General features: G+C 56.2%; 19 protein-coding genes. 8 read left to right on the forward strand and 11 right to left on the reverse strand.

The window, feature by feature from the left end:
* Positions 1-8: 8 nt before the first annotated feature.
* From ABJM03_RS17605 to cyoA, 5 genes are read right to left on the reverse strand one after another with little or no spacing between them, the layout of a single operon-like run.
* Positions 9-695: an SURF1 family cytochrome oxidase biogenesis protein gene (locus ABJM03_RS17605; protein WP_348419184.1), complete on the reverse strand. Its 687-nt coding sequence runs from the start codon at positions 693-695 to the stop codon at positions 9-11.
* A complete protein-coding gene (gene cyoD / locus ABJM03_RS17610; protein WP_348419185.1) occupies positions 695-1,039 on the reverse strand; it encodes a cytochrome o ubiquinol oxidase subunit IV in 345 nt (114 codons plus the stop codon). The genes ABJM03_RS17605 and cyoD overlap by 1 nt, the downstream gene beginning before the upstream one ends.
* A complete protein-coding gene (cyoC, locus tag ABJM03_RS17615; RefSeq protein WP_348419186.1) occupies positions 1,036-1,701 on the reverse strand; it encodes a cytochrome o ubiquinol oxidase subunit III in 666 nt (221 codons plus the stop codon). The genes cyoD and cyoC overlap by 4 nt, the downstream gene beginning before the upstream one ends.
* Before the next feature lie 5 nt (positions 1,702-1,706).
* Complete coding sequence (cyoB, locus tag ABJM03_RS17620; protein ID WP_348419187.1) at positions 1,707-3,734, reverse strand: cytochrome o ubiquinol oxidase subunit I; 2,028 nt, start codon at positions 3,732-3,734, stop codon at positions 1,707-1,709.
* 4 nt (positions 3,735-3,738) lie between these two features.
* Positions 3,739-4,818 carry a ubiquinol oxidase subunit II gene (cyoA, locus tag ABJM03_RS17625; protein WP_348419188.1) on the reverse strand — a complete coding sequence of 360 codons (1,080 nt, stop codon included), beginning with the start codon at positions 4,816-4,818 and terminating at the stop codon, positions 3,739-3,741.
* A 230-nt stretch (positions 4,819-5,048) separates the two neighbouring features.
* On the opposite strand from cyoA, the gene ABJM03_RS17630 reads away from it, so the two are divergent.
* A complete protein-coding gene (locus ABJM03_RS17630) occupies positions 5,049-6,314 on the forward strand; it encodes an MFS transporter (RefSeq protein ID WP_348419189.1) in 1,266 nt (421 codons plus the stop codon).
* Between the two features lie 18 nt (positions 6,315-6,332).
* On the opposite strand, the gene ABJM03_RS17635 is transcribed toward ABJM03_RS17630, so the two are convergent.
* The 4 genes from ABJM03_RS17635 to ABJM03_RS17650 form a co-directional block, all read right to left on the reverse strand.
* Complete coding sequence (locus ABJM03_RS17635) at positions 6,333-7,097, reverse strand: SDR family NAD(P)-dependent oxidoreductase (RefSeq protein WP_348419190.1); 765 nt, start codon at positions 7,095-7,097, stop codon at positions 6,333-6,335.
* Between the two features lie 78 nt (positions 7,098-7,175).
* A complete protein-coding gene (locus tag ABJM03_RS17640) occupies positions 7,176-8,066 on the reverse strand; it encodes a 2-dehydro-3-deoxygalactonokinase (protein WP_348419191.1) in 891 nt (296 codons plus the stop codon).
* A 246-nt stretch (positions 8,067-8,312) separates the two neighbouring features.
* Complete coding sequence (locus tag ABJM03_RS17645; protein WP_348419192.1) at positions 8,313-9,443, reverse strand: ParB N-terminal domain-containing protein; 1,131 nt, start codon at positions 9,441-9,443, stop codon at positions 8,313-8,315.
* Between the two features lie 3 nt (positions 9,444-9,446).
* On the reverse strand, positions 9,447-10,742 hold the full coding sequence (locus tag ABJM03_RS17650) for an AAA family ATPase (protein WP_348419193.1): 1,296 nt from the start codon (positions 10,740-10,742) through the stop codon (positions 9,447-9,449).
* Between the two features lie 499 nt (positions 10,743-11,241).
* Here ABJM03_RS17650 and ABJM03_RS17655 point away from each other — a divergent pair, with 499 nt between their 5' ends.
* Positions 11,242-11,925 carry a DnaA N-terminal domain-containing protein gene (locus ABJM03_RS17655; protein ID WP_348419194.1) on the forward strand — a complete coding sequence of 228 codons (684 nt, stop codon included), beginning with the start codon at positions 11,242-11,244 and terminating at the stop codon, positions 11,923-11,925.
* A 140-nt stretch (positions 11,926-12,065) separates the two neighbouring features.
* A complete protein-coding gene (locus ABJM03_RS17660; protein ID WP_348419195.1) occupies positions 12,066-13,049 on the forward strand; it encodes a class 1 fructose-bisphosphatase in 984 nt (327 codons plus the stop codon).
* Here the strand turns inward: ABJM03_RS17660 and ABJM03_RS17665 are convergent.
* Together ABJM03_RS17665 and ABJM03_RS17670 are read right to left on the reverse strand one after the other, a co-directional pair.
* The gene (locus ABJM03_RS17665) at positions 13,046-13,699 is read right to left on the reverse strand and encodes a GntR family transcriptional regulator (protein ID WP_348419196.1); all 654 of its coding nucleotides are present in this window, start codon (positions 13,697-13,699) and stop codon (positions 13,046-13,048) included. The two genes, ABJM03_RS17660 and ABJM03_RS17665, sit on opposite strands and share 4 nt — an antisense overlap.
* Before the next feature lie 65 nt (positions 13,700-13,764).
* Positions 13,765-15,498, reverse strand: a complete 1,734-nt coding sequence (locus ABJM03_RS17670; RefSeq protein ID WP_348419197.1) for an alpha/beta fold hydrolase — start codon at positions 15,496-15,498, stop codon at positions 13,765-13,767.
* Between the two features lie 371 nt (positions 15,499-15,869).
* Here ABJM03_RS17670 and ABJM03_RS17675 point away from each other — a divergent pair, with 371 nt between their 5' ends.
* The 5 genes from ABJM03_RS17675 to ABJM03_RS17695 all read left to right on the forward strand — a co-directional run.
* Positions 15,870-17,108: a hypothetical protein gene (locus ABJM03_RS17675; protein ID WP_348419198.1), complete on the forward strand. Its 1,239-nt coding sequence runs from the start codon at positions 15,870-15,872 to the stop codon at positions 17,106-17,108.
* Between the two features lie 73 nt (positions 17,109-17,181).
* Positions 17,182-18,723 carry a phosphate ABC transporter substrate-binding/OmpA family protein gene (locus tag ABJM03_RS17680; RefSeq protein ID WP_348419199.1) on the forward strand — a complete coding sequence of 514 codons (1,542 nt, stop codon included), beginning with the start codon at positions 17,182-17,184 and terminating at the stop codon, positions 18,721-18,723.
* Positions 18,699-20,510, forward strand: a complete 1,812-nt coding sequence (locus ABJM03_RS17685) for a substrate-binding domain-containing protein (protein WP_348419200.1) — start codon at positions 18,699-18,701, stop codon at positions 20,508-20,510. Before ABJM03_RS17680 ends, ABJM03_RS17685 begins: the two co-directional genes overlap by 25 nt.
* A gap of 262 nt (positions 20,511-20,772) precedes the next feature.
* Positions 20,773-23,958: a CHASE domain-containing protein gene (locus tag ABJM03_RS17690; protein ID WP_348419201.1), complete on the forward strand. Its 3,186-nt coding sequence runs from the start codon at positions 20,773-20,775 to the stop codon at positions 23,956-23,958.
* Positions 23,959-24,100: 142 nt separating this feature from the next.
* Positions 24,101-25,445 (forward strand): PAS domain-containing sensor histidine kinase (locus ABJM03_RS17695; protein WP_348419203.1); only part of this gene is annotated, 1,345 nt, incomplete at its 3' end.

Raw genomic sequence — 25,445 nt, forward strand, 5'->3', positions numbered from 1 at the left:
CGGCGGGCTCAGGCCTGTGATTTGCGCCGCGTGTAGATGATATAGGCAACTGCCGCAGCCAGCAGCACAGCCATCGCATACCACGTCAACGCATAGGCCAGATGGGTGTTGCGGAACGTGAGCTGCGTCATCCCTCCGCGCGGCCAGCTGGCGTCTTGAACCTTACGTTCGGCATCAATGAAATAGGGTGCAATATTATCCAGACCGGCCTGCGCTGACATCACCGGCACATCGGCCGAATACCAACGACCGGCCTGAGGATCGTTTTTCTCTAACAATGTACCCTCGGGGACCGAATTGCGCACAAGGCCGATCACGTCTTGATACCCTTCGTCGCGCCGCAATTCATCGGGGTCCACACCCGTCGGTACAAAGCCCCGATTGATCCAGACGATAAATGCATCACCGCGCAGCGGTGTCATGACCCAGAACCCCGGGCCAAGCTCGGTCACGGCTTTGATGCGCAATGTGTCGTCAAATTGGTAGGTCCCCCCGACCCGCACGCGGGTATAGAGGGCCAGATCATCGGGCGTGGCATCCACAGGCGCGCCGTAGGCACGTGTTTCCACTTGCTCGATCAGGTCCAGCTTCCAACCAAGGCGCTGAACCTGCCAGTTTCCTAGCAGGATAAAGACCACCACCATCAACGCCACCAGCGCCAGCAGGATGATATCCCATATCCTTAGCCGACCCATTACAGGTCGCGCAGTCGTTCGATTTGATCGTGAGCCGGCATCATATTGGTGTTGAGGTGGAACATGACCCAGATCGAACCGGCAAGAATGATCACCAGCAAGATCACAGTCATGCCCAGCGACATCGCCTGCCAGCCGGACTCGGCTTTGACGCTGACGTGCAGGAAGTACACCATATGCACCACCACCTGAATAGCACCCAGAATGGCGATGATCGCAATCGCCCATCCTACGTGAATGTCAGGTTCGGCCATTACCAGCCAGAAAGGCACAGCGGTCAGCAGGACCGACAACACAAAACCGGTGATGTAGGATTTGTAAGAACCGTGGCTTGTATCGCTCATAGTAGAACTCCAACCAGATAGACAAAGGAGAACACCCCGATCCAAATCAGATCAAGGAAGTGCCAGAACAGGCTCAGGCACAGGATGCGGCGCTCATTTTCGGGGGTCAGACCCTTGGTCTGCACCTGCACCAGCAACACAACCAACCAGATCGCACCCGCAGTCACGTGCAGCCCGTGCGTACCCACAAGGAACCAGAACGACGACAGGAACGCGCTTGCCCCCGGCCCCGCACCGATGTGCCACAAGTGATGAAACTCCAGAACGCTCATCGTCAGAAAGCCAAGGCCGAAGACACCCGTTGCGATCAACCAGACCATCATCATGGACTGGTTTTTCTGCTGCATGTTGATCACCGCAAAACCGTAAGTGATCGACGAGATCAGCAGAAACGCCGTCGCCAACAGGATCTTCTCGATCTCGAACAAATCCGAGGGCGCAGGCCCCGCAGCAAAGTTCTGACCAAGCACGGCATAAACCGCAAAGAGAATACCAAAGATCAGGCAATCGCTCATCAGGTAGATCCAGAAGCCCAACATCGTGCCGGTCTCATGGTGGTGGTCGTCCGTCTCCGAGTGGCCCACAGCGGGATGTACCGCATGTGGGTCCTCGGTGACGTAAAAGTTGAACCCGCCTTCGGGCTCGGTAACTGTTACTGACATGCCTGTTACTCCGCCGGTGTCATAGGCGCGTGGCCTGTTTCGGTTTTCGCGACTTCATCCGCAGGGATGTAATAATCGCGGTTATAGTTGAACGTGTGCCCGATGCCCCACACCAGCGACGCAACAAACGTCACAGCAGCAAGCCACCACACGTGCCAGACCAATGCAAAACCCATCACCGTCATGAAGCCTGCAATCACGATACCGCTGGACGTAGAGTGCGGCATGTGGATCGGGATAAAGCCGGTTTTGGGTGCCTCTGCTTTATGCTGTTTCATGTGGTCCCACGCATCCAGAGTGTAGACCTGTGGGCTGAACGCAAAGTTATAGTGCGGCGGAGGAGAGGTCGTCGCCCATTCAAGCGTGCGCCCGCCCCATGGATCGCCACCACATGCCAGCCGCTCGCGGTCGCGGATGCTCACGTAGATCTGGATCACAAAGGCAATCAAACCGACCGCGATCAAAGCAGCACCAAATGCGGCAGCAATGAACAATCCGGCATAGACCGTATCCTCGAACTGGCTCAGACGACGTGTCACGCCCATCAGCCCAAGGATATAGAGCGGCATAAACGCGAGGTAAAAACCGCCAACCCAGCCGATAACACTGATTTTGCCCCAGAACTTGTCGAGGTGAAAACCAAAGGCCTTGGGCCACCAGAAGGTGATCCCGGCAAACACGCCGAACACAACACCACCGATGATCACGTTATGGAAGTGCGCAACAAGGAACAAAGAGTTGTGCAAAACATAATCCGCAGGCGGCACCGCCAGCAACACGCCGGTCATCCCGCCAATGGTAAAGGTCACCATAAAGGCCAGTGTCCACACCATCGGAAGCTCGAAACGGATGCGCCCTTTGTACATCGTGAACAGCCAGTTGAACAATTTCGCGCCCGTCGGGATCGAAATGATCATCGTGGTGATCCCGAAGAACGAGTTCACATCAGCGCCCGCACCCATGGTAAAGAAGTGGTGCAGCCAGACGAGATAGCTCAGGATCATAATCACGCACAGCGCATAGACCATCGATGTGTAGCCGAACAAACGTTTGCTCGAAAAGGTCGGCACAATCTCGGAGAAGATACCAAAGATAGGCAGGATCAGAATATACACCTCCGGGTGGCCCCAGATCCAGATGAGGTTGATATACATCATCGGATTGCCGCCCATATCATTGGTAAAGAAATGGGTCCCCAGATAGCGGTCCGCCGTCAGCAACGCGAGCGTTGCCGTCAACACAGGGAAGGACGCCACGATCAGAACGTTGGTGACCAAGGTCGACCATGTGAAAATCGGCATCCGCATATAGGTCATGCCAGGGGCACGCATTTTGACGATGGTCACAATCAGGTTGATCCCTGACAATGTTGTACCGATCCCTGCGATGTTCAGCGCCCACAGGTAATAGTCCATCCCGACACCGGGGCTGAACTCAAGCCCCGAATAGGGTGGGAAGGCCAACCAGCCAGCGGTCGAGAATTCACCAACAAACAAGGACAGCATGATCAGAACCACGCCGCTGAATGTCAGCCAGAAACTAAAGTTGTTGAGGAAGGGAAATGCCACATCGCGCGCACCGATTTGCAGCGGCATGATGTAGTTCATAAAGCCCGTGATAAACGGCATCGCCACAAAGAAAATCATGATCACGCCGTGAGCGGTGAACACCTGATCATAGTGATACCCGGGCAGGAATTCCAAAATCCCCGCCGAGGCAAGCGCCTGGTGCGTCCGCATCAACACCGCATCGGCAAAGCCGCGCACCAACATCACGGTAGCCAGCAACATATACATGATGCCGATTTTCTTGTGATCGACCGAGGTCAGCCATTCGGTCCACAGATACCCCAACAGCCGCTTGTGCAGGATATAGCCGACAACCCCGACGCCCAGCAGAATGGTCACGATAAACGTGCCTAAAATCAGCGGATCATAGAACGGAAAAATGTCCCAGTTCAGCTTGCCCCAGAACCAGTGAACCTGGTGCCCGATGTCGGCAAATTCATGTGTAGAAGTGTGTCCGTCAGCCATGGCTTCAGTTTTCCTTTGGCGCAGAGATAAGAGTTGTTTCGGGTGGCAGCAGGCTCATGCGGGCAACCTGGATTTCATCCGCACGGTCCAACAGATCAGGACGCAGGATGGCGAACATGGCCCGTGGATCATCGGTAGAGCAGATGCCGCGATACAGTTCGCGATTATACAAACCCTCGATGCCACCGCCGCCAAGGGCGTCGACCATCATCATGTCATGCATACACATTTCGTCATCACCCACACACATGTTCAGAATGCGGTCCCACAAACCATCAGCCACGCTGTTGTAATAAGTCACATCGTTGTTGATGGAAGGCTCATCCAGCTGCACGAATGTTTCGCGGTCCAACACGGCAGGGGCTTGGCGTACTGTCTCAACCCAATCGTCAAAACCCGCTTCATCAAGTGATTTGAACTGGAAATCCATCTTGGAGAAACCGGTGCCGTTATAGTGTGAGGCAAACCCGCGATAATCGCCCGTTGCGTTCATGACACCGTTCAGCTCGGTTTCCATGCCCGCCATGGCATAGATCATCCCCGCCATATCCGGCAGATAAAAGGCGTTCATCACCGTGGTCGAGGTGAGCTTCCATTCCACAGGGCGGTCCACAATACCTGCGACTTCATTCACGCTGGCGATGCCGTATTCGGGATAGATGAACAACCACTTCCAATCCATCGCGACCACCTGAATCGTCAGCGGCTTCACATCAGGATCAATCGGCTTTGTCTTGGAAATCCGCGACAGATCCGCATAGGGATCCAAACGGTGCGTCGCCACCCATGTCAGACCTGCAAGGCAGATAATAATCGCCAGCGGCACGGCCCAGATCACAATCTCCAGACTGACCGAGTGATTCCAGTCAGGCTCGTAACGGGCCTGCTTGGAGGCGCGATAGGCAAATGCAAAAAAGACTGTCAGCGCCAGCACCGGCAGAATCACAATCAGCATCAAAACGGAGGAATAGATGATCAGATCACCCTGCTGCTTGGCGATATCGCCCGCAGGGTTAAACAAAACCAGATTACATCCCGACAATAGCAGCAAGGGAAGACCAAGCCAGATTCTCTTTAAACGCATTTAGATCTGTTCCTTCACAAGGTAACATGTACATTTCGAAGGGGCGACGACAGCAAGCGACCGCTTCGTTGAGGCACCATATAGACCGCGATATCCTGATCGGCCAGCCACCGAACTGCGGCAAAATGGTCATTTTGAGTGCGACAATTGCCCACGCTGTGGGTAAATGGCAAAATGATACTAGGTAACTCTCGTAGACACCCGCACTGCGCGCATAAGAAAGGCCTGCCATGACAAGCATAAACGCGTCCGAACAGCATACCGTAACTATTGATGATGTCATTACGACTGTTGTCATGGCACGGGTCACGGACTTTTTTGGATTTTTCGTTTACGCAATCGCTTCTGCTCTGATCTTTCCAAGGGTATTTTTTCCCTTCCTTGATCCGATTCCCGGTACATTGCTTTCCTTCGCGATCTTTTCCCTCGCCTTTCTTGCACGTCCGCTGGGCAGCATCATTGCCCGCGCATTACAGGTGAAAATCGGCCGCCCGGGCAAAGTCATGCTGGCCCTGATGGTGCTGGGCACCTCGACTGTCGCCATCGGATTAATCCCGACCTATGAAAAAATAGGCATTGCCGCGCCGATCCTGCTTGCCGTGCTGCGCTTTATTCAGGGTGTGGGCCTTGGCGGATCATGGGATGGAATCACCCTACAGCTGAAAACAGCCGCCCCCGCCGATCGCACCGGCCTTTACGGTGTTATCCCACAGCTTGGCGGCCCCATCGGGTTCTGCGTGGCCGCAGCGCTGTTTTATGTGCTGACCGGCTTTCTCACCGAGGCAGAGCTTTTTTCCTACGGCTGGCGCTTTGCCTTCTTTGCCGTGATGGCCGTGAACGTGGTGTCCCTGTTTGCCCGCCTGCGCCTGATGACCACGAATTTCGGTGGCGAAGACCCTGCCCTGCTTAAATCATCCCCCATGGGCGAATTGTTCTCTGCTGAGTGGCGCACAATCATCCTGACAGCCGCGCTGCCAATTTGCAGCTATGCCCTGATGCACATGATGACAGTCTTCCCGATCAGCTATACCTTGCTGTTCACCGACAACCCGATCAGCACCATTATCCTGTGGCAGCTGCTGGGTGGCTCAATCGCCATCATCGCCGTGATTATCTCAGGGATACTGGCGGATAAATACTCAACACGCCATGTCTTGTGGTTCACCTGCGCGCTGGTGCCTGTTCTGGGCCTGTCCATCAACACACTGGAAAGCGCACCTGAAATCTACATCCTGTTGGGCTTTATCATCCTTGGCCTGTCCTACGGACAATCCAGCTCGATCCTGCCCAACCGATTCGAACCCAAATATCGCTATTCCGGTGCTGCTGTGGCGACGAACTTTTCATGGATCCTAGGCGCGGCCTTTGCTCCGTTCATCGCACTGCTGCTCGCTTGGAGCTTTGGTCTGTGGGCGGCGTCACTTTACCTCCTATCCGGCGCAATCGTGACGGTCTGCGCGCTCTATCTGCTGGAAAAGCGGCTTAAGGCAAAATAAACGCCCCGCCTGCCCTCCCTAGCGCGGGGGCAGGCGCACCGCTCCGTCCAGACGAATGGTTGTGCCATTCAAAAACCCGTTGCTGACTATCTGCTCCACCAATAGCGCATATTCTTCAGGCGCGCCCAGACGAGCGGGAAACGGAATATCTGCGGTAATCTTGGCGGTGACCTCCTCGGGAAGCCCCTCCATCATCGGTGTGTGGAACAACCCCGGCGCGATGGCCATGACGCGAATGCCCGATTGCGCAAACTCCCGCGCCGCCGGAAGGCACATGGCAGCAACGGCCCCCTTGGAGGCTGCATAGGCCGCCTGCCCTAACTGGCCATCCTCATACGCCACCGAAGCGGTATTGATCACCACGCCGCGCTCACCATCCTCCAAGGGGTCCAACTGCGCCATTCTTGCGGCTGCATAGCTCATGACATGATAGGTGCCCAACAGGTTCACTTTGACCGTCTTGTCAAACACCCCGATCGACAGCTTTCCCTCACGCCCGACAATGCGCGCAGCAGGGGCGATTCCCGCACAGTTGACGGCAATACGCGGGCCCGTGCCAAAATGATCGCAAACCGTCTGCACCGCCGCGCCAACGGCATCAGCATCACTGACATCGGCTTGTACAGCCAACCCTGCGATTTCATCAGCCACCGCTTGGGCACGAGGCAGGTCGAAATCCAGCACCGCCACACGCGCGCCCTGCCTTGCCAGATGCCGCGCCGTTGCGGCACCTAATCCGCTCCCGCCGCCGCTCACCAATGCGATCTGTCCCGAAATCTTCATGCCGCTATCCTCCCCGTTTCCCGAAATCTCTGCCTTAAAAACAATGCCAGAATATTTCAGGCCGCAGAATCGGCTGCCTCAGGTTTCGATCAGGCTACTGTAGGCGCGGCGCAAACCATTCAGGGTCATCTCTTCCGCCAGAACGGATTCGACGGCTACGCCCTGACGGCTCAACGCTTCGGCATAGGGGTGGCTGACAGCCTGCACACCGATCAAGGCGACCTGCTGGCCCAGCCAATAGGGTCGCATCGCGGCCAGCTCGGTTCCGATCAACCATCCCCACAACCGTGCCCGCGCGGTCGCAGGGCTCAGCCCTTCCAGTTCCGCTGCGGCGCGCAGCGAAAACAGCGCGCCCGCCACCCGCTCAGGCCGCGACATTGCATCTGAAACCCCTTGGTCAAAAGCATCTGCATCCCAGCCATCCAGACCGATGGCCTCACGCAGCACCGACTGACCTGCAAGCAAATCAAATATCTCGCCGGTCATCGCAGTGGCAAAGCTGACAACCTCGCCGGCGCTGATATGGGCCCATTTGGTATGACGCCCCGGCAGGCAAAGCACCCCGTCCCAATCAGGATTCGCGGCGATGAAACCTGCTATCCGCGTCTCCTCCCCGCGCATCACATCCGGCGGAGAGACCTGTGACATGCCCGCCAAAATATAAACGTCCAGACGCGGGTCCTGTGTATCCACACGGCGCACGTTGCGCGCATCCGGCGGAGTTGCAGGGACCGCAACATAGGGTGCCTCGACCCAAGCCTCGGATGCCCCGACCGTGCCACAACAGATCACCGGTGTGACCCCCTCGGGCGGCAAATGCGACCCGATCAATGCGAGCAGCGCCGGTTCGAATTGCCCCGCTGCCAACGTGTCTGTGCCGGCATTTGAGCGCAGCGGGAAAACATGATCACCGGAATGGACCCAAGCCCGCAGTTCGCCAGCCCCCCAATCAACACCAATCCAAGTCATCGCAGCACCTTCATAACAAGTCCGATATCGCCGCCTGCATTGCAAATACCCTTACCCCCGAAGGGCTGAAAAACCGCCTGCACCTATGTTCTCCCTTAACCCTTTATCGCAACTTTGACCGTTTAGCCGCGCGATCCGCGAAGATAAAATATCCAAAGCCAAAGCATTGCCCGAAACGAGGCAATGTATATTCATTTCAATCAGTTAGACTGAAATCAAGAAAGGACGGTCGCCCGCCCTGCCCGTTTAGTCCTTTGCGTCAATTGCAGCAAGAAACGCCTCGATTCCGCGCTGTAGCTTTGCCTTGCTAACGGCCGAGAAATCGCGCGGCAGGCGCATTTCGACCTTTCCGTCTGATGCGGTGACGCGCATTTCACCTTGCGGCACCCCCAAGCGCAACGATGTCTTGGAGCTGCTACGGCCCGTAGGTTTTGGCCGCGCAGCCTTTCCCGCGACAGCCGCCCGAAGCAAGCCAATTTCCGCATCCGCATCGCGGTCGGGGTCCGCGTTCAAAACCGCAGCCAACGCCCCTGCCCGCGCCGCATCAGCATCAAAGAGCCGGTACAGGTCCAACCCAAGCGCCCGCGGCATCGCCTCGGGGTATCGTAGCGCATTGCCCAAATCGTCGATCACCCGTGCGAATTGGCGAATGTAGGTCTTCTTTTGTTTGATGGCCGAGGCATAAAGCGTGCTCACCGCCTCGTTCACATCCACATCGAAATCGCGGGCATAAGACAGCGCAAGACTGGCCATCTCGCCAAAAGACAGATCTTTGCGCACAAGGTTTTCATCAACCATTTTGCGGTAGAGATCGACCATCGGTTCCCCGCGGGGAACCAACGCTGCAGGAATACGGCTATAGCGTGGATCACCGGTTTCCTCGGCCAGCTCCCGAAAGGCAGACAAGCGGCGATATCCCTGGATCAGCTCGTAACCCTCGTCGGTTTGCTCAACGCGGATCGGGTTGGACAGGCCGACCGCCTGGATCGAATGCTTTAGCTCCTCCAGTTCCGGATCGACATTTGCCGATCTGTCACGGGTCAGCTTTGACGTGGCCACCTTGGCTGTTTCGATCAGGTCGGTAATCAACCCCAGCTTTTTGAGCCGGACATGTTCCAACGCGAGGGCATCGTTTTCCGCGCGAATGGCGTCTTCGGCAGCGGTACGTGCTTGTGTCGCATCCAGAGTTTCGGCAATGGCACTGGCCATCGGGCTACGGCGTGGCGGCACAGGATCGCGGTTTTGCAGCGGGTGCCCTTGGATATTATATTCCTGCACGACCTTATCCGCAGGCTCAGGGTTCCCCGCCGGGAACCCGGCGGTGTCTTCCTCATCCAGATTAAAATTAATGTCGAAAACAGAGCGCTTCTTGACCATCTATCAATCCTCCAACTTGTCCCACGCATTTACCAGCGTGGTCCGGAATTCATCATACGAGCGATCAAAAGACCCCCGCGCACGCCGCCATGTTTCCCGCGTCATCTGGCGATAATCCATCTCATAGATAGACGACAGGAATCGGCCGGACTGTTCCACCGCGCGGGTCATCTCGATCGGGTGCTCGGCAACATGTGACTTAAAAACCTGATGAAAGGCTGACTGCATCGCACGGTGCAAATCATTGTTCGGCTCGAACCGTGTCAGCAGGAATTTCACATCCGCAAATGCTTTGACCGGATCCGTCCCCGAGGGCAGCCGCCCCCTGAACCGGCCCAGATCCTCCAACGCCTCCGACAGCTGCCCGATAAAGCTGGTGGTACTGTCATACTCCCAATACCCCGGACCCGACGGGATATAGAGAACATCCGCAGCGAACACCGCATTCATCGACTGATACCCGATCGCGGGCGGGCAATCGAAAATAATCAGGTCATAGGCATCCGGCGGGATCGTATCCAGATAACGCGACACCGCCGCAAAGAAGGACCATTCAGGATTCATATGCCGATACTGCGCACTGGCAAATTCGACAAAGGCCGCATTGGCGCAACTGGGGATGATGTCGATTGTGGGCCAGCTTGTCGGCTTGATGAAATCAGCGGCGCGCAGCTCACTCAATCCCATGCCCGTCACCGAGGCAGGCAGCTTGCGTTGGGGCAGGGCGGTCCCGCTTTCTGCGCCGCCCTGTACCGCGTTCATACGCTCGGTCTCGCGGATCAGGTCACGGGCCATGATACCCCAAACGGTCACCTCTTCCGAAACATCGGACAGGCCCATCGAATGGCTCAGCGTGGCTTGCGGATCAAAGTCCACGGTCAACACACGGTAGCCGTCAAGAGCCGCCGCATGGGCGAAATGCAGCGCCACAGTAGACTTGCCCGCGCCCCCTTTGAAATTCGCAATCGCGGCACGGATCGCACGTTTGCCAGCAGGGCGCGTTGGCATGAGCGACTTGTTCTTGATCTTGATCTTGCGACGCAGCTCGTTGATTTCCTCGAGCGTATACCACCGCTGCCGCCCGTCTTCTTCGACTTGCCCCTCCGGCAACGACGGGTCCGCCGCCAGACGCCCCCGCAATGTCGAGGCGTTGATCTGAAAGATCAGCTCGGCCACCTCCCAACTGGAAAACCGGCGTAGCGTTTTCTCCATCTCGGGAGAGTAGGTTTGCTGGCGGATATACCCCTGCATCTTCAGCGATTGCGCCTGAAGACTTGCGAGGTCGGCATGAGTAAACATAAGCGTGGCCTTTACTACTGGTTCCCCGCGGGGAACCCTTATACGTTCGGATCCGGCAACTGCGGATAAATTCAAAACGCTAATTACGACTGATTTCTATTTTACGCTTAATTTGCAGTTTATGAAAAGAGGCATTATCGCTGGCTGGGACAATATGCATCCAACGAAATATCGCAGGCGCTCCGATTCGGAGGATCATTGCCTGATCAGGCTCTAACAGGCTAAATATTGAGGGACAGAGTTAGGCTCACCACCCGCGAATAGAGGACAAAAAGAGCTAAATAGGGGACGCTTAAGATGTCCCCCTATACCAATATACCCTATTTTTATTCAAATTTACTTTTGTAAATCTGCTCCTCGGAAACGAGTCCTTGACAAGCGGGGCGATCAGGACGCAAATCAAGGAAAGAGCGGGAAAGGCGTTGCCTACCGTTGCCAGGTCCGTAAAGAGACCAAAGTAGAGGCCGCGCCACATCTCAGGTGCATGATTGGAGGCAGTATGCTCTCTCTTAAACCCGTCGGGCGTGATGCGTCTGCGCGCAAGTATGATATTATCACAGCGCTTGGTGCCTATGCTTTGGCAGGCGGCAAGCATGATCATCGGCTTGTTTTGCGTTTTGTGACACTGATCACCGCCCGCTACAACTGGGCCCGCAACGAGCTTGCCGTGGGACAACGCGAAATCGCGCGGCTGTGGTCCGTAGATGAACGGACGGTCAAACGGGAAATGGCCAAGCTCAGAGCCAGCGGTTGGTTGGTCGTAAAGCGGCAAGGCGCGCGGGGCAGGGTGACAGAATACGGCGTTGACCTGGACACCATCCTTGAAAGCACCCGTGCCCATTGGCCGAATGTCGGACCGGATTTTGATCTGCGGATGCAGGGCGGGCCCGAACCGTCCAAGGTTGTCGCACTTCCCCCGCGCGGCACCACAAGCACACCGCCAGAGCCTGACGGCTCGGAATGGACGCTGGCCCAAGCTATTCTGCACCGTGAAGACCCCGGTCTTTATAGTAGCTGGCTTCATAATCTCAAACGTGACGGGCGGGCAGGGGAACGGTTAACCTTGCAAGCGCCCAGCAAATTTCACGGTGCCTATGTCCAGACCCATCTGATTGCCCGCTTGCTGCGGGCTGTGCAGGCCGTTGATGGGGACATCAGTGAAGTCGTAATTTCGGTTGGCTGAGGCGGCTGCTTTTGTGGTCTTTGGCGACTAGTTTTACCGCCTGACTTGCCCTTGAGGGGAATTCGTTCCAAGGTTGCACATACCCGCAAAGCACAGGGGCGCGGGAATGATTTCAAACCATAGGCCCTGAAAGGACTCCCATGACACAGATCACTCTTCGCCAGCATATGCATAGCCAAAGCACGGATGCGGCATTGATGCTGTTGATCGAAGACATCGCGACCGCGTGCCGGATGATTGCAGACCGCGTGCGGCACGGGGCGTTTGCCGGCGTTTTGGGTGCGGCGGAAACCGAGAATGTGCAGGGCGAGACCCAAAAAGAGCTGGATGTAATTTCGGACGAGATTTTCCAGCAGGTTGTGGGTGACAATCCCCATCTGGCGGCTTTGGTGTCCGAAGAAGTGGATGAGGTGAACTGGCGCAAATCAGAGCCTAAAGCAGGCGATTTCGTTGTTTATTACGATCCACTGGACGGGTCCTCAAATCTGGATGTGAACCTTTCTGTAGGCACCATCTTTTCGATTGTGCAGCTGGATGCGGATATCGCGCCAGAGCCGGAGGCAGTACAGATCAAGGGCACGCAACAGATTGCGGCGGGGTATGCGATTTACGGGCCTTCGACAGGGTTGGTCATCACGGTGGGCCAAGGGGTGGATGGGTTTACACATCATCCGGGGTCCGGTGAGTTTTTGCTCACTCAGCCGGAAATGGCGATCCCGCCGAAGACACAGGAATTTGCGATCAACGCGTCGCGCTATGATATGTGGGAGCCGCCGGTGCGGCAGTATATCGACGATTGTTTGCGCGGCGTTGACGGACCACGGGACAAAAAATTCAACATGCGTTGGTGTGCCTCGATGGTGGCGGATGTGCACCGGATCCTGACGCGGGGCGGGGTGTTCTTGTATCCCAAAGACAGCGGTAACGCGGCACAGGGTGGCAAGCTGCGTTTGATGTATGAGGCCAACCCGATGGCCATGCTGGTTGAACAGGCAGGCGGCGCGGCATCGACCGGCTTGGGGCGCATCGTCGAGGTGGCGCCCACGGGGCACCACCAACGGGTGTCTGTCATTCTTGGATCACGCGATGAGGTCGCCGTGATCGAGGGGTATCACGAGGGCTAGCCCTCGTCTTCCAACCCGTTGGCAATTGTGGCGTGGCCTTGCAGGATATCATTGTGAATCGCTTCGCCCACGGCTTCGTAATCGCCATCGCGCAGCGCGGCGATGGCCGCGGCGTGCATGTCGGGCAGGGTAGGGGTTTCGGCCAAGCCAACCATGACGCGCAGGGATGGCCCCACGCGCAGCCAATGTGCGGCGGCGGTGGCCATCAGGATTTCAGCCTCTGAATGGGCGTAAAGCGTCCAGTGAAAGCGGTGGTTGTGCAGCAGATAACCATGGATATCGCGGGCGGCCAATGCGGCGTTAACCTGTGCGTCTATCTGTTCAAGCGTGTCGATCGCGGCGGGCTCTATTCCCACGGCAGCGAGCCGCGCGATCTGGGGCTCGATCCCTGTGCGGGCAAAGGTGAGCTCTTGTAGTTGCGGCATGGTGAGTGGGGGCACGACCAAACGGCGGTTGTCGCTGGCATAAAGCGCACCCTCGGCGGTCAGGCGGCGGATTGCTTCGCGCGCGGGGGTGACGCCGGCATCCAGCCGCTCGACTATGCTGTTGATCGTGACCGCCTCGCCGGGGGCCAGATCGCCGAACAGGATCAGATCACGGGCGTTTCGATAGATAATTTCGTGGGTCGGGAGCGAAGTAGAAGAGGACATAGCGCGGCCTGTTACATGAGAGTCGTCGCTATAATTGCAAGGAAAGCGGCCGTTGACCATGGGGCCTAGGCATTGCGTAGCCTAATCAGGGCAGCAATGACCTCTTCGGGGTTCTGATACAGGATCAATTGACCGCTGTCAGGCAATCCGGTCAGGCGGGCGCGGTCGCCAAGCTGGCGGTGATAGGCCTGTATGGATGAATAGCTGACAACGGGATCATGCATGCCATGCAAAAGCTCGACCGGCTGGTTTGATTGCATGGCGATCGAGGTCCAGTCGCGCACGACATGATAGCTGTCTATTTCGAAGGCGCGGTGCCCTTGGGCGATGGTAAAGTGGTAGCCGCCATAAAGGATCTGTGTCGTTTCGGGGTCATTGGCAACGCGCATGTCGATCGGGCTTGTCTGATAGAGCGACTGCATGAACTGCCGCTCGCCCGCATTGTCGAGTTGGTTGATGCCCGCACGGATGATAAAAGGCAGTAACCGCGGCGTGTAGCGTGCAGTGAGGCCGACCACGCGCTGACGCGGGGACATGGTGGCAAATTGCGACGTAGAAACCAGCGGCGCGCCACCTGCGACCGACAAGATACCACAGACCCGTTTTCCAAGGCTGGCAGCCGCGTGCATTGCATAGACTGATCCGGCCATATGCCCCAGGAATAGCGCCTGTTTGATGCCCATCCGCTCCATCAGGGTTTTGATGTCGCGGGCCAGACGGGCAGGCGCGGTCGCCACAGGTCCGGTTTCGTCAGGCGGTGCGGTCCCGAAGGAGGGGCGCACGGGGCATATCAGGTGAAAACTGTTTTCATCCAGCAAGTTGCGCAGGCGTTGTGAAATGCCGTTCCCGTCCAGCATGCCGTGGAAAAAGATCACCGGCATCCCCAAAGGATCACCAAAGGTTTCAACGGGCATGTTTCTGTCGGGGAGCGCGATATTATGCACCCTGTCAGGGATTTTCGCCGAGGGCGGGCTTTTTATTTCGTGTTGTTGGGCAATCTGGATTGTCGCATGCAGCAGATTTACCAGATCGACCTGACCGGTTGTGTCTGTCTTTTGAAGGATTTTTTTGATCTGGGTGCGCACCGTGCCAAGTGCTGTTGAACGATCGCGCGCGATGTCAACCGCTGTGTGCCCTGCCACCAGTTGGGCACAGATTTGAACTTCGGAGGGGCTTAACCCGAAACCACCGGCAAGCAGGCGACCCATCTGCTCGGGCCATGTTTGGCGGACCTCGCTGGCGAGGAACAGCCGTTCATGCGCCGAGGCATTGGTGAGCTTGAACGCCATGGGCAATGGCTTGCCTTTCTTGAGGGTAGGCAATCGGGCAATCACGACACTGGATGCGGTTTTTCCTTTGAACAGAGCCTGAATTTCCGCCTGCTGTGGCGGTGGGATGTCAAAGCAATCCAGCGTTGCGCCAAGGCGGACGTCGAATGCATCGGCTGCGGCGTTGTTGTGCCAGACCAGCGCGCCGGAACTGTTGAACACCAGCTGTGGCAAGCGCTTGTGAGGAGAGATGTTTTGTGTGCGCAGGTCGGGTCGGCCTGCTTGTTCGAGCAGCTGCATGGCGATGGCGAAATGCTTGCTGATTTCGGTTTCATTGACCGTATCATCCCGCGCGGTGCTGTCAGCTTGTAACGCGGTGAGTTTGCTGACCTGCTCTAGAATGAACTCATCCCAGTGGCCCATAAAACTGTCGTAAGTCTGTGGCTCCAGGGCGATCCGGTAGATGCTTTCAATCAATTCCTGTGTCGAGGACGGGGGGGCGGGGGGCGTTGATCCGGATTGATTGCTCATGACGTGATGGGCCTTTTTGTAATCAAGCGCGGCAATTGGGCGTATTTTTAGGGTGTTATTTTAGGGCCATGGGTGATTGAGTACGACTCATTAACGAATACCTGTTTTATTTGAGCGCACTCGTGGCTGCTTGTTTTTATACATGATTTCCGCAACGGGGCTGAGTTTTTTATAAATGGCTCGGGCCGCGAATATAACTACGGAATCGGCCGGCCGCTTTGATTGCTGTCTAGGGATCTGATTTTATTGGGATTAAGATGAAATTTTATTTTATTTTTTTGACGGGAATATTTTTTAGCGGAATTGGCACAATGGTATCCGCGCAATCTATCGAATGTGGGAAGCCATATACAATTGTCAGGGGCGATGTTTTGAGCCTTATTGCCCAGCGTGCCTATGGTGCGGGGGTGCTGGATGAATTCTATCGGGTAAACGCAAACACCATCGGGCCGAATCCCAATGCAATTGATGTTGGTATGGTTCTGCAAGTGCCTTGTTCGCTGCGTGCCCCGATGGGGGAGCCTGCTTCAGTGGTGGCACAACCGGCGCAAACTGCCGTGATTGGCCCCATCGGGAATGCGGATTTCAACGCGGCGCCGATCGAGATCGGGAATGGCGCGGGGGATGTGGCCGCGCCTGACGGGGCAGAGGTGGTGTTGACGTTCAACAAGGCGTCCGCGCCGAATTTCATTATCAACGTGGGAATTATTGACCCCTATCTGGCCAAGGTCAAAGAGGTGACAGAAGGGCGCGTTCAATTCGTTGATCCGGCCATTATCAATCGGGACGCCCGCGCGCAGCTTGATCTGGTACGCACGGGCGAGGTGGATGCAGCATATGTGTTCAACGGCTATCTGGGGGCAAGCCATCCGTTACTGCAATTGCCCATGCAGCCGTTGATGGGCGGCACGGCCTATCAAACTGCGGTTGCCCTGTGGCGGTTGGAGGACAGGTATCTGGCGGCCAAGGACCATTTTGAGGGCGGGCATCTTTTAGGGTTTATCGGCGCGCCGGCGGCACATATCTGGCGCTTGCGTGAGGCTCCTGTGGTCGCGGGCGAGGATCTGGTAAAGACAAACGAATATACGGTGCCCTATTTCGACGGGCTTGATACGCGCGGCGCACCGGCCGTACGTGAAGAAAATGCGAGCTGGCTGGCAGAATACGATGAGAAGAAGGGCAATCCGCTCACCTTTGCGATGGCGCATGGCGCAGCCCGCGCTGGCGGGATCTGGAATGAAAACCGGACTGTCACGGAAATACCCAACGGGGTTTATACGCCTACATTCTCGGTTGTGATTTCGGATGCGGCATGGGCCCGAATTTCAGCTGCGGATCAGGCCGCAATCACGGCCATTTCCGGTGAAGCGCTCGCGAAGGCGTCGTTGAAGTGGGATGAATTCGACAACGGCCACCGCCGCATCATGATCGAACAGGGATTGGATGTGGTCAAAGCGGATGTAGAGCTGTTGGCCGAGCTTCAGGACCGGTCGCGGGGCGGGCTTGATGCGTGGATTATGAAGGCGGATCAACTTGGCATCCCGGGTTATGAGGCCCTCCAGTTTTACAATAATACCTTGCGGGAAGTTGCCCTTCCTTCTGAATTTTAAGGTCTATCGGTGTTCGCACGGCCCGTGTTATCGGAGACGGGATTTGTGCAATTGAATATAGGAAAGTGAAGTGATGCGCGGTATTATTCGGATGCTGCCCCTTGCCGGGGTTCTGATGGCGGCAATGACGCCTGCTTATGGTCAGGAAGTTACCTTGCGGTCGGAAAATGACAGCGTTCATTTAAAGGGGCGGTTGATCGAGTTCGACGGTACGACCTTCCGGCTTGATACCAGCATCGGCGTACTTGAACTGGCGGCCGAAGGTCTGACCTGTGAAGGGGAGGCTTGCCCGTCGATTGCGCCTGAAAAGGATTTTGCAGCTTTCGGTATCGACAGCCTGATGCGCGGGGTGCTTCCATCGCTTATGGCCACCTATGCCGCCTCAAACGAACTCGGCCTCGAGACGGATGGTGCCTCGCTGCGCTTTACGAACGCGTCAGGAGAGGAAGAGGCCTATGTTGATGTGACAACGGGCAGCTCGGCGGGCGCGTTTGCAGCGCTGATCGACGGCAGCGCAAGCGTCGGATTCACCACGCGGCCTGCTTCGGCCGAAGAGATGGCAAAGTTTCAACAAGCCGGCGTGAACGCATTGCGCGAAAGCACGTTGGCGGTTGATGGTCTGGCCATTGTCACGCCCGACGGTTTTGCCTTGCCCTCTATTTCGGTCCAGAATGTTGCGCGCATCTTTTCCGGAGAGATTGGCAATTGGTCCCAGATCGGCGGCCCTGACGCTGCGATCAATCTATATGCGCGCGACGAAGGCTCTGCTGTGGCGGAAGTATTCGACACGCTTGTTCTCGAGCCTTCAGGCCAAGAGATGGCTGCAAATGTTACCATCCTGACCTCTGATGACGAGATTTCCAAACGTGTCGCCGCGGATCCGTTTGGCATCGGGTTCACTCGTTTTGCCGAAGATAATGCGGCGCATCAGCTTCCGATCATCGGGCAATGCGGATTGGTTGTAAGCCCCTCCGACTTTAACATCCGTGCCGAAGAATACCCGCTTTCCTATCGCCTGCGTGCGGTCACCAAGGCCAATGCGCAATCCGAAGTTCTGGAGGGGTTGATGGGCTTTATCGCCACGGACGCCGCGCAGGATGTCGTGGCGGCATCGGGCCTGACCAATCAGAACCTGACGCGCAGCCCCGTAGACCAGCAAGGCATGCGCTTTGCCTCTGCGTTGCAATCGGACAAGGTTATCGACGCAATCCCGCGCCTGCAAAATATGGTGAGCGAGATGGTTATGAGCGAGCGGCTTTCGGCGACTTTCCGGTTCGAGGCGGGGTCACGCGACCTTGATGAGCGGGCGCAGCAGGACATCGCACGGGTTGCCAAACTGCTTAATGATGAAACCGCGAATGGATCGGCCAAAACCGTGCGGATCATGGGGTTCACCGATTCTTTGGGCAACTCCGAGCTTAATCAGGAACTCTCCGAGCGCCGTGCGCAGCTGGTGCTGGATGCGCTTTTAGCCAAGGACGCTACACTTGCTGATCGTGTAAGCTTTTTGCCGATGGGCTTTGGGGATGTGTCTCCGATCGGGTGCGATCAATCTACAGTGGGCCGCTGGATCAACCGGCGTGTCGAAGTATGGGTGAGCGCAGCGACGCAATGATTGGATCGCGGATGTTCACATCTTTGCTGGCCGGTGTCGTAACCGGAGCCTTGTTTCTGGCCGCACCGCTGGCTGCGCAAACGGTGAATGTCACCCTTGAGACTGGGGATGGCGACCTCTCTGTTTCCGGTCGCTTGCTTGTGTCGCGGAATGACCGGCTGGTTGTGGCGACACAGGTTGGCAATCTTGAGCTGACCCCCGATGAGGTGAGCTGCTCTGGCCGGGCTTGTCCCGTGATTGGCCCTTTGCCAAATCAGGTCGTGCCTCAGCGAATGCGGCGGATCGAGCTGTCTTCGATCGACAAAATGATTGATGTGCAGGGCGAATTGCGGGGGCTGGTAAACGAGCGCTTGATTGTCGAGGTTCGGGGCATTGGTTTGGTCAGTCTTAGTCCCCGTGGCTTGCGCTGTTCGGGTCCGGGGTGTCGCGTGACCGCGGCGATGATCGAAGCGCTTGAACCGATTGCTGTTCCGTCGGCTGTGTCCCCGATCCAGATCGTGGGCGCGCAGGATTTGATGGACGGGCTGCTCACTCCGCTGTTGGCGGGATATGCTGCGCAAAAGCATGTGCGAAGTGAGCAGCGGCGATTGTCCGGCGCGACTTCACAGGTGTCGCTTGAGCAGAATTCAGGCATGTTTTTTCTTAGTGGGACGAACCCCTCTGTTGCCTTTGCCGCACTGGCGTCGGGGGCTGCAGATTTCGCGATTACGGCGCGCCCTCCCAGTGAGGGCGAAGTGGCCGCGCTGGTTGCGGCCGGTTTGGGTGATCTGCGGGGAACCGCCTCTGAGACAATGCTGGCCTTTGACGGGCTGAAGATCGTAACGCATCCGGCCTTGGGCCTGTCCGAGCTGACAATTGCGCAGCTTGGGGCGATCTACCGCGGCGAGATTACGAATTGGTCGGCTGTAGGTGGGCCGGATCAACCGATCACTGTTCTGGCCCGTGAACCGGGTTCTGGCGAGTATGAGATTTTCAACAAGGCAATATCGGGCATGGCGCAAGCGGGCCCAATGCGCAGCGCGATTATTGTGAGCTCGACAAAGGATATGGTCGATATACTTGCGGCCACGCCTTATGCGCTTGGCTATGTCTGGGAGGCATTCAGCGATGGGTTGGGCAGCGTCGACCTTGTGGGGAGCTGCGGCATCAAAAGCGCGGATAACATATTTGCCTACCGCACAGGTGACGGGGCGCTGGCTGCGCGGTTCTATCTTTATGCCAACCCCGAAACGCAGACCGATGCGGCCAAGGCATTTGCGCAATATGCCGGTTCTGCCGCTGCGCAGGCAGCATTGTCACAGACGCGGTTTGATGTTTTGGGCATATCCCGCGTGCCGCTTGCCGTGATGCCCGCATATGCAAGGGCGACCCCTGCGGAGCCCGAACTTAGGGCGCAGTTGGGCGCGCGGCTGATTATCGAAGCGGAGAAATGGGATCGTCTATCCGCGACGTACCGTATCGCGCAGGATGGTCAGACCTTGTTGCTGTCGGGCGGGGCTTCGGAGGCGCAATTGCTAAACTATCTTGAGAAGACAGCGCAGGCAGACCAGATCGCCGTGATCGGCTTTGGCAGTGGTGAGGGTGATTTTGCACAGACGGTCAAAGCTTCAGTGGCAGATGCCGCAAGGGTTGCCGACAATTTGGCCGAAGCAGGCAAGACGCAGTTGGCTGGAAAAACGGTTGTAAGCGCAGGATATGGCAGTGTCGGGCATCTGTTCTGTGAAGAGGATGCCATCGGCGCCGGATTGAATCGCCGCGTCGAAATCTGGGTGCCGAAATTGGAATAATCGCCCTGTGGGGGGCAGAACCTGTCCGCCACATTGCGCCGGTGCCGTTGATGTGGCGTCTGCCGAACAGGTTCGAGCCGTCCGGCCCGTTGCAGATTTGGTTTCGGTGGGTCTTTATTGCAGCTTTCCCGATTTTATCGCGTTTGAATTCGCAAAAACCGGTTGGCAGTGAGCAACTGGCAGTAGAAGGTAAGAGTCGTACCAGTATTTAAGCGTGTGGAAGGGGTGATTTGATGGCAGTTCGCTGTGATAGGTCGAGGCCTTGATTTCCAAACTTGAAGCTGTGTTGGCCTTTGTTCTGATTGCTTTGACGGCAACGCTTTTTGCGATGAACATGCGCTACCATGCGCAGACGGGCACAAGAGAGTTTCAGACACTGACGCAAGACAGTGTTGATGTGCTCAAAGACCGTCTACAGACCTATTTGCTGAGTGTGAAAGGCACCGCCGCTTTTGTTGCGGCCTCTGATGACGTGTCTGTTGGTGACTTCGAGGTTTACACACAACGGCTCAACCTTGAAGAACAATTGCCGAGCATCAGCGCGCTGGGGTTGATTGTTGAAGTGCCAGAGGATGAGATCGCGTCATTTGCACAGATGATGCGCGAGAAATCCGACCCGAATTTTGCCTTTCGCAATCTGTCTTCCGAAGACACGCATTACATTTTGAAGTACATCCAGCCGCTTGATGGAAACGAAGGTGTTGCCGGCCTGGATGTCGGTTTTACGAAGGGGCGGGCAGAAGTCATGCTGGCCGCGCGTGGCGAGGGTGCTGCGCGTTTGACCCGGCCTGTTACATTGGTGCAGGAATCAGATGATCAAGCCGGTTCTATCTTGTTCATGCCGATCTACGCGCCCTCTGTTGTTGAGGGGGAGGCGGATGTTTTCCGTGGCTGGATCAGTGCGGTTTTCGTTCTGAACGATCTGTTCTCGGAGCTGACTGCGGGGCAGGGGGCCAGCTATTCTTTAGTGGCCTATGATGGGACCTCGGAGAACGACGGCGCCTCTCTTTATAGTGAGGGGGCGGGGGCACCAGCGAACCCCGAATTTCTTCAGACCTATCAGATCAACCATTTCGGCCGGACATGGACGCTCGAATTTTCGAGCACCCCGCAGTTTGAGGCGGGGCTTGGCTCTTATCAGCCGCTCAGCATTCTGATTTCGGGTTTTGCATTGACGGCTTTGCTGCTTTCTATTTTGCGCAGCATCCGGCGGCGGGGCGAGACATTGAAAGAAATGTCGGGGCTTATGACGCGCCAGATCAAAGCGCGCGAGCAGGAAAACCGGTCGATCATCGAGAATGACATCACGCCTGTTTTTCTGTTGGATCAGGATGATCGGGTGCTGTTTGCCAATCAGGCGGCGCAGCAGTGTTTCGGGTATAATGGGCGAGAGATGAATCTGGCGAAATTGTCCTCACTTGCCCAAAAGGCATCGCCGGATGACGGATCTTTTGACGCAAAGGGCAAGGCGGCGGATGGCCGTTTGCTTGAACTGGAAGTGCACAGGAGCGACTGGATTAACAGCGGCGGAGAAAAGCGCAGCACTGTGATCATGCGCGACCTCACGGCCCAGAATATTGCCGAGCGCGAATTGCGCCAGAGCAAGTTGTTATTTGATCTGGCCTTGGAAGGGTCGGAAATCGGTGTGTTCGATATTGATTTGATGACATCCAGATCAGAGGTATCCGATACCTGGTGCCGGATCATGGGGTATCCCAAAGGGTGTCAGGGCGATGACACACAGCAGAATTTTCTGGCGCGTATTCACCCCGATGACCTTTCGATCCTCAAACAGGCCGATGCGGATTGTATTGATGGCAAGACGGCGCGGTCTATTTCCGAATATCGCCTGAAGTCAAAGGAGGGCCATTGGGGCTGGATGCGGTCCGATGCGGTTGTGGTCGAACGGGATGCAAGCGGCAAAGCCTTGCGGATGATCGGCACGCAGACAGACGTGACCGAAGAGCGCCGTAATCGGAATGCGCTGGAAGATAGCGAACGGATGTTCCGGCAGGTGATCGAGAATGCACCGATTGGCATGGCGCTTATGGATGATGAGGGGCGGTTCATTGGCGTGAACAGTGCCCTTTCAATGCTTGCAGGGGTGAGTGTCGAGGAACTGTTGGAGAGGCGCCGGCTGTCGGATTTCATCCCCGAGGAGGACCGCAAATCGATCTATACTGCGGTTTCCAAAATGACCCGCGACCAGAAGGATAGTGTGTACTCGGCTGAGCATCGGTTGATTTTGAGCTCTGGTGAAGAGCGTTGGGGGCTTCTGAGTGTGTCAGGATCTTTCGACAAAAATGCCGGCCGTTATTTCTTTATTGCGCAGGTCATTGATGTCACGGATCAAAAGAAAATCCACCAGATGAAGGATGAGTTTGTCTCAACCGTGAGCCATGAGCTGCGCACGCCTTTGACGTCGATCAAAGGGGCGCTGGGGCTGTTGATGGTGTCCCCCCACACAACGCTAACCGCGTCGCAGCTGCGCCTGATCGAGATCGCTACGTCCAATGCCAACAGGTTAACGGATATTGTAAATGATATCCTTGATTTAGAGAAAATTTCCTCAGGCGAGGTCACATTCAACACCGCCGATCTTGACCTGAACGAGATTGTGAACATCAGCGCGAACGAGATGTCGCCCTTTGCGGTGACACAATCCAGCGCCATCGCGGTGGACCTGCCGGACGACCCGACCATGGTATGTGTCGACCCTGGTCGCACGCAGCAGGTATTGGCCAATCTGATTTCCAACGCGTGCAAATATTCCGATCCTGACACAGAAGTTCTGGTAAAGGCCGAGCGGTTGGGTGATCTGGCGATTGTCTATGTCCAGAATGTTGGTCCCGGTGTGCCGGATAACTTCAGATCCCGCATTTTCCAGCCGTTTTCCCAAGCAGACAGTTCGGACACCCGAACGAAGGGCGGTACGGGCCTTGGGCTTAATATCTCGCGGCAGATCGTGCTGCGTCAGGGCGGAGAGATCGGTTTTGAAAGCAAACCTGGCGGGATCACGGTGTTTTGGTTCACTGTACCTATCTTAACAGCAGTGCCGCCTGTCGCTGATGCGGCACCTGTTGCGCCGGTTTCCCTGCCTCGGCGCAAGGTGAATATTCTACACGTCGAGGATGATCACGACTTTGCCGAGGTGCTGGAGGGGGCGCTCACGGAATTTGCGACTGTGGAACATGCCAAGTCTCTATTGGTCGCAAAAAAGCGCATCGCCACGGGCCGGTTCGACATTATCATTCTGGATTGGTCTTTGCCGGACGGGGATGCGAGCACTTTGATGAACCAGATCAGCCTTCGGCAGCCCGATGCAAAGATCATCGGCCTCTCTGCAAATAGCTACCAATCCGATGATCCAAGGTTGTTTGCCAACATGGTCAAGAGCCGGACGGAGCTTTCCTCAGTCGTGGAGTCGGTTAACGCCTGCGCGACATAGGTTAACGAAGCTTGAGAAATAATTAATAAAAACACCGCAATGGCCTTAATCATGCCGGATTTTCCGGCCAAATACCTTAAAGGTTATTAACTAAATGTGTTTTAAAGAATCGTTTCGATAGCGACATGCGGGAGGCTGACTGATGGTTAAGCCAACAATATTGAAAGACGGCACTACACTGAAAATTCTAGGCAGCGCAGGCCTTGCCTCTGCATGGTATGTGGTGGCCAATGGGCTGCTGGACGGTACAGCTGTTGGTGCGGTCATTCCCGTATTCGGTGCCATTGCTATCGCCACTACGGTGCCTTTGATTCTCCAGCAAAGAGCGGCGAAGAAGCTGATTCACGATCGCTACTTTTCAATGTCACAACGGCTTGATGCCTTAAGCGAACACACGTGCATTAAGATTGTGAATGCCGACGGCAAGATCATCGAAGTGAACGACAAGATGCTCGAGCTGACCGGATATGACCGCGACGATCTGCTGAACCAACCTGCTGATGTGATGTATCATGAACCCACACCGGGGCTGATCGAAGAAATCCGCAGCACCTTGGAGCGCGGAGAAAGCTGGGAGGGTGAAACCGGTCTTAGAGCCAAGGACGGGCGGGTTGTCTACACTCAGGCGACGATCATGCCGGTTTATGATTCCTCGGGCAACGTTGCGGGGTCGATTTCGGTACGGACGGACGTCAGCAATACCAAAGCGTTGATCGAGGAGCGGCACACCGCGCAAACGCTTTATGAGTTGCGGGATGATGTCTGGATCATTGATTCCGATACCGAGACCTTCAATTATATGAACCGCACCGCAGAAACCCGTTTCGATGTCACACGGGGTGATTACCGCGGGCAGAGCCTGGTCGCGCTGCATGACACAGATGATACCACCAAAATTATCGAAGCTTGCCGCGCGCTGAAAGCAAGCGGGACCTCCATGACGAGGTTCGAATCCAATTTGATGGGCGTACCTGTCGAGGTGAGCATCAAGTTTTTGTCCGGTGCTGAATTCGGTGGTCGTTACCTGATTTTGATCTGTGATATTTCCGCGCGGGTAGAGCAGGAAAAGCAAAAGTCGGCCTTTATTTCCACAGTGAGCCATGAGCTGCGCTCGCCTTTGACGTCGATCAAGGGCGCGATGGGATTGCTATTGTCGCGCTCGGCCGGAGAGTTGCCGGATAAGGCGTTGTCCTTGTTAGAGATTGCGCACCGCAATGCCGACCGGCTGATCCTGATCATCAACGACATTCTGGATCTGGATAAAATTGCCAACGGAGAGATGGAGTTTGACCGGCAGGACACCGATTTGGCGGCCTTGGTGCGCGAAGCGGATCAGGCGACAGCAATGCTACAGCAGCGTTTTGGCATGACGGTCGAGATGTCCGGTGTTGATGCGCCAATTCCTTTTTACACCGATCCGAACCGCTTTATTCAAATCCTTACGAATTTACTGTCCAACGCCTATAAGTTTTCGGCGCCAAATAGCA

The organism is Sulfitobacter sp., from assembly GCF_039977885.1.
GTDB lineage: Bacteria > Pseudomonadota > Alphaproteobacteria > Rhodobacterales > Rhodobacteraceae > Sulfitobacter.

Coding starts and splice junctions, on each gene's coding strand:
- ABJM03_RS17605 (WP_348419184.1), bottom strand. CDS start 695: ATGGGTCGGCTAAGGATATGGGATATCATCCTGCTGGCGCTGGTGGCG.
- cyoD (WP_348419185.1), bottom strand. CDS start 1,039: ATGAGCGATACAAGCCACGGTTCTTACAAATCCTACATCACCGGTTTT.
- cyoC (WP_348419186.1), bottom strand. CDS start 1,701: ATGTCAGTAACAGTTACCGAGCCCGAAGGCGGGTTCAACTTTTACGTC.
- cyoB (WP_348419187.1), bottom strand. CDS start 3,734: ATGGCTGACGGACACACTTCTACACATGAATTTGCCGACATCGGGCAC.
- cyoA (WP_348419188.1), bottom strand. CDS start 4,818: ATGCGTTTAAAGAGAATCTGGCTTGGTCTTCCCTTGCTGCTATTGTCG.
- ABJM03_RS17630 (WP_348419189.1), top strand. CDS start 5,049: ATGACAAGCATAAACGCGTCCGAACAGCATACCGTAACTATTGATGAT.
- ABJM03_RS17635 (WP_348419190.1), bottom strand. CDS start 7,097: ATGAAGATTTCGGGACAGATCGCATTGGTGAGCGGCGGCGGGAGCGGA.
- ABJM03_RS17640 (WP_348419191.1), bottom strand. CDS start 8,066: ATGACTTGGATTGGTGTTGATTGGGGGGCTGGCGAACTGCGGGCTTGG.
- ABJM03_RS17645 (WP_348419192.1), bottom strand. CDS start 9,443: ATGGTCAAGAAGCGCTCTGTTTTCGACATTAATTTTAATCTGGATGAG.
- ABJM03_RS17650 (WP_348419193.1), bottom strand. CDS start 10,742: ATGTTTACTCATGCCGACCTCGCAAGTCTTCAGGCGCAATCGCTGAAG.
- ABJM03_RS17655 (WP_348419194.1), top strand. CDS start 11,242: ATGCTCTCTCTTAAACCCGTCGGGCGTGATGCGTCTGCGCGCAAGTAT.
- ABJM03_RS17660 (WP_348419195.1), top strand. CDS start 12,066: ATGACACAGATCACTCTTCGCCAGCATATGCATAGCCAAAGCACGGAT.
- ABJM03_RS17665 (WP_348419196.1), bottom strand. CDS start 13,699: ATGTCCTCTTCTACTTCGCTCCCGACCCACGAAATTATCTATCGAAAC.
- ABJM03_RS17670 (WP_348419197.1), bottom strand. CDS start 15,498: ATGAGCAATCAATCCGGATCAACGCCCCCCGCCCCCCCGTCCTCGACA.
- ABJM03_RS17680 (WP_348419199.1), top strand. CDS start 17,182: ATGCGCGGTATTATTCGGATGCTGCCCCTTGCCGGGGTTCTGATGGCG.
- ABJM03_RS17685 (WP_348419200.1), top strand. CDS start 18,699: ATGGGTGAGCGCAGCGACGCAATGATTGGATCGCGGATGTTCACATCT.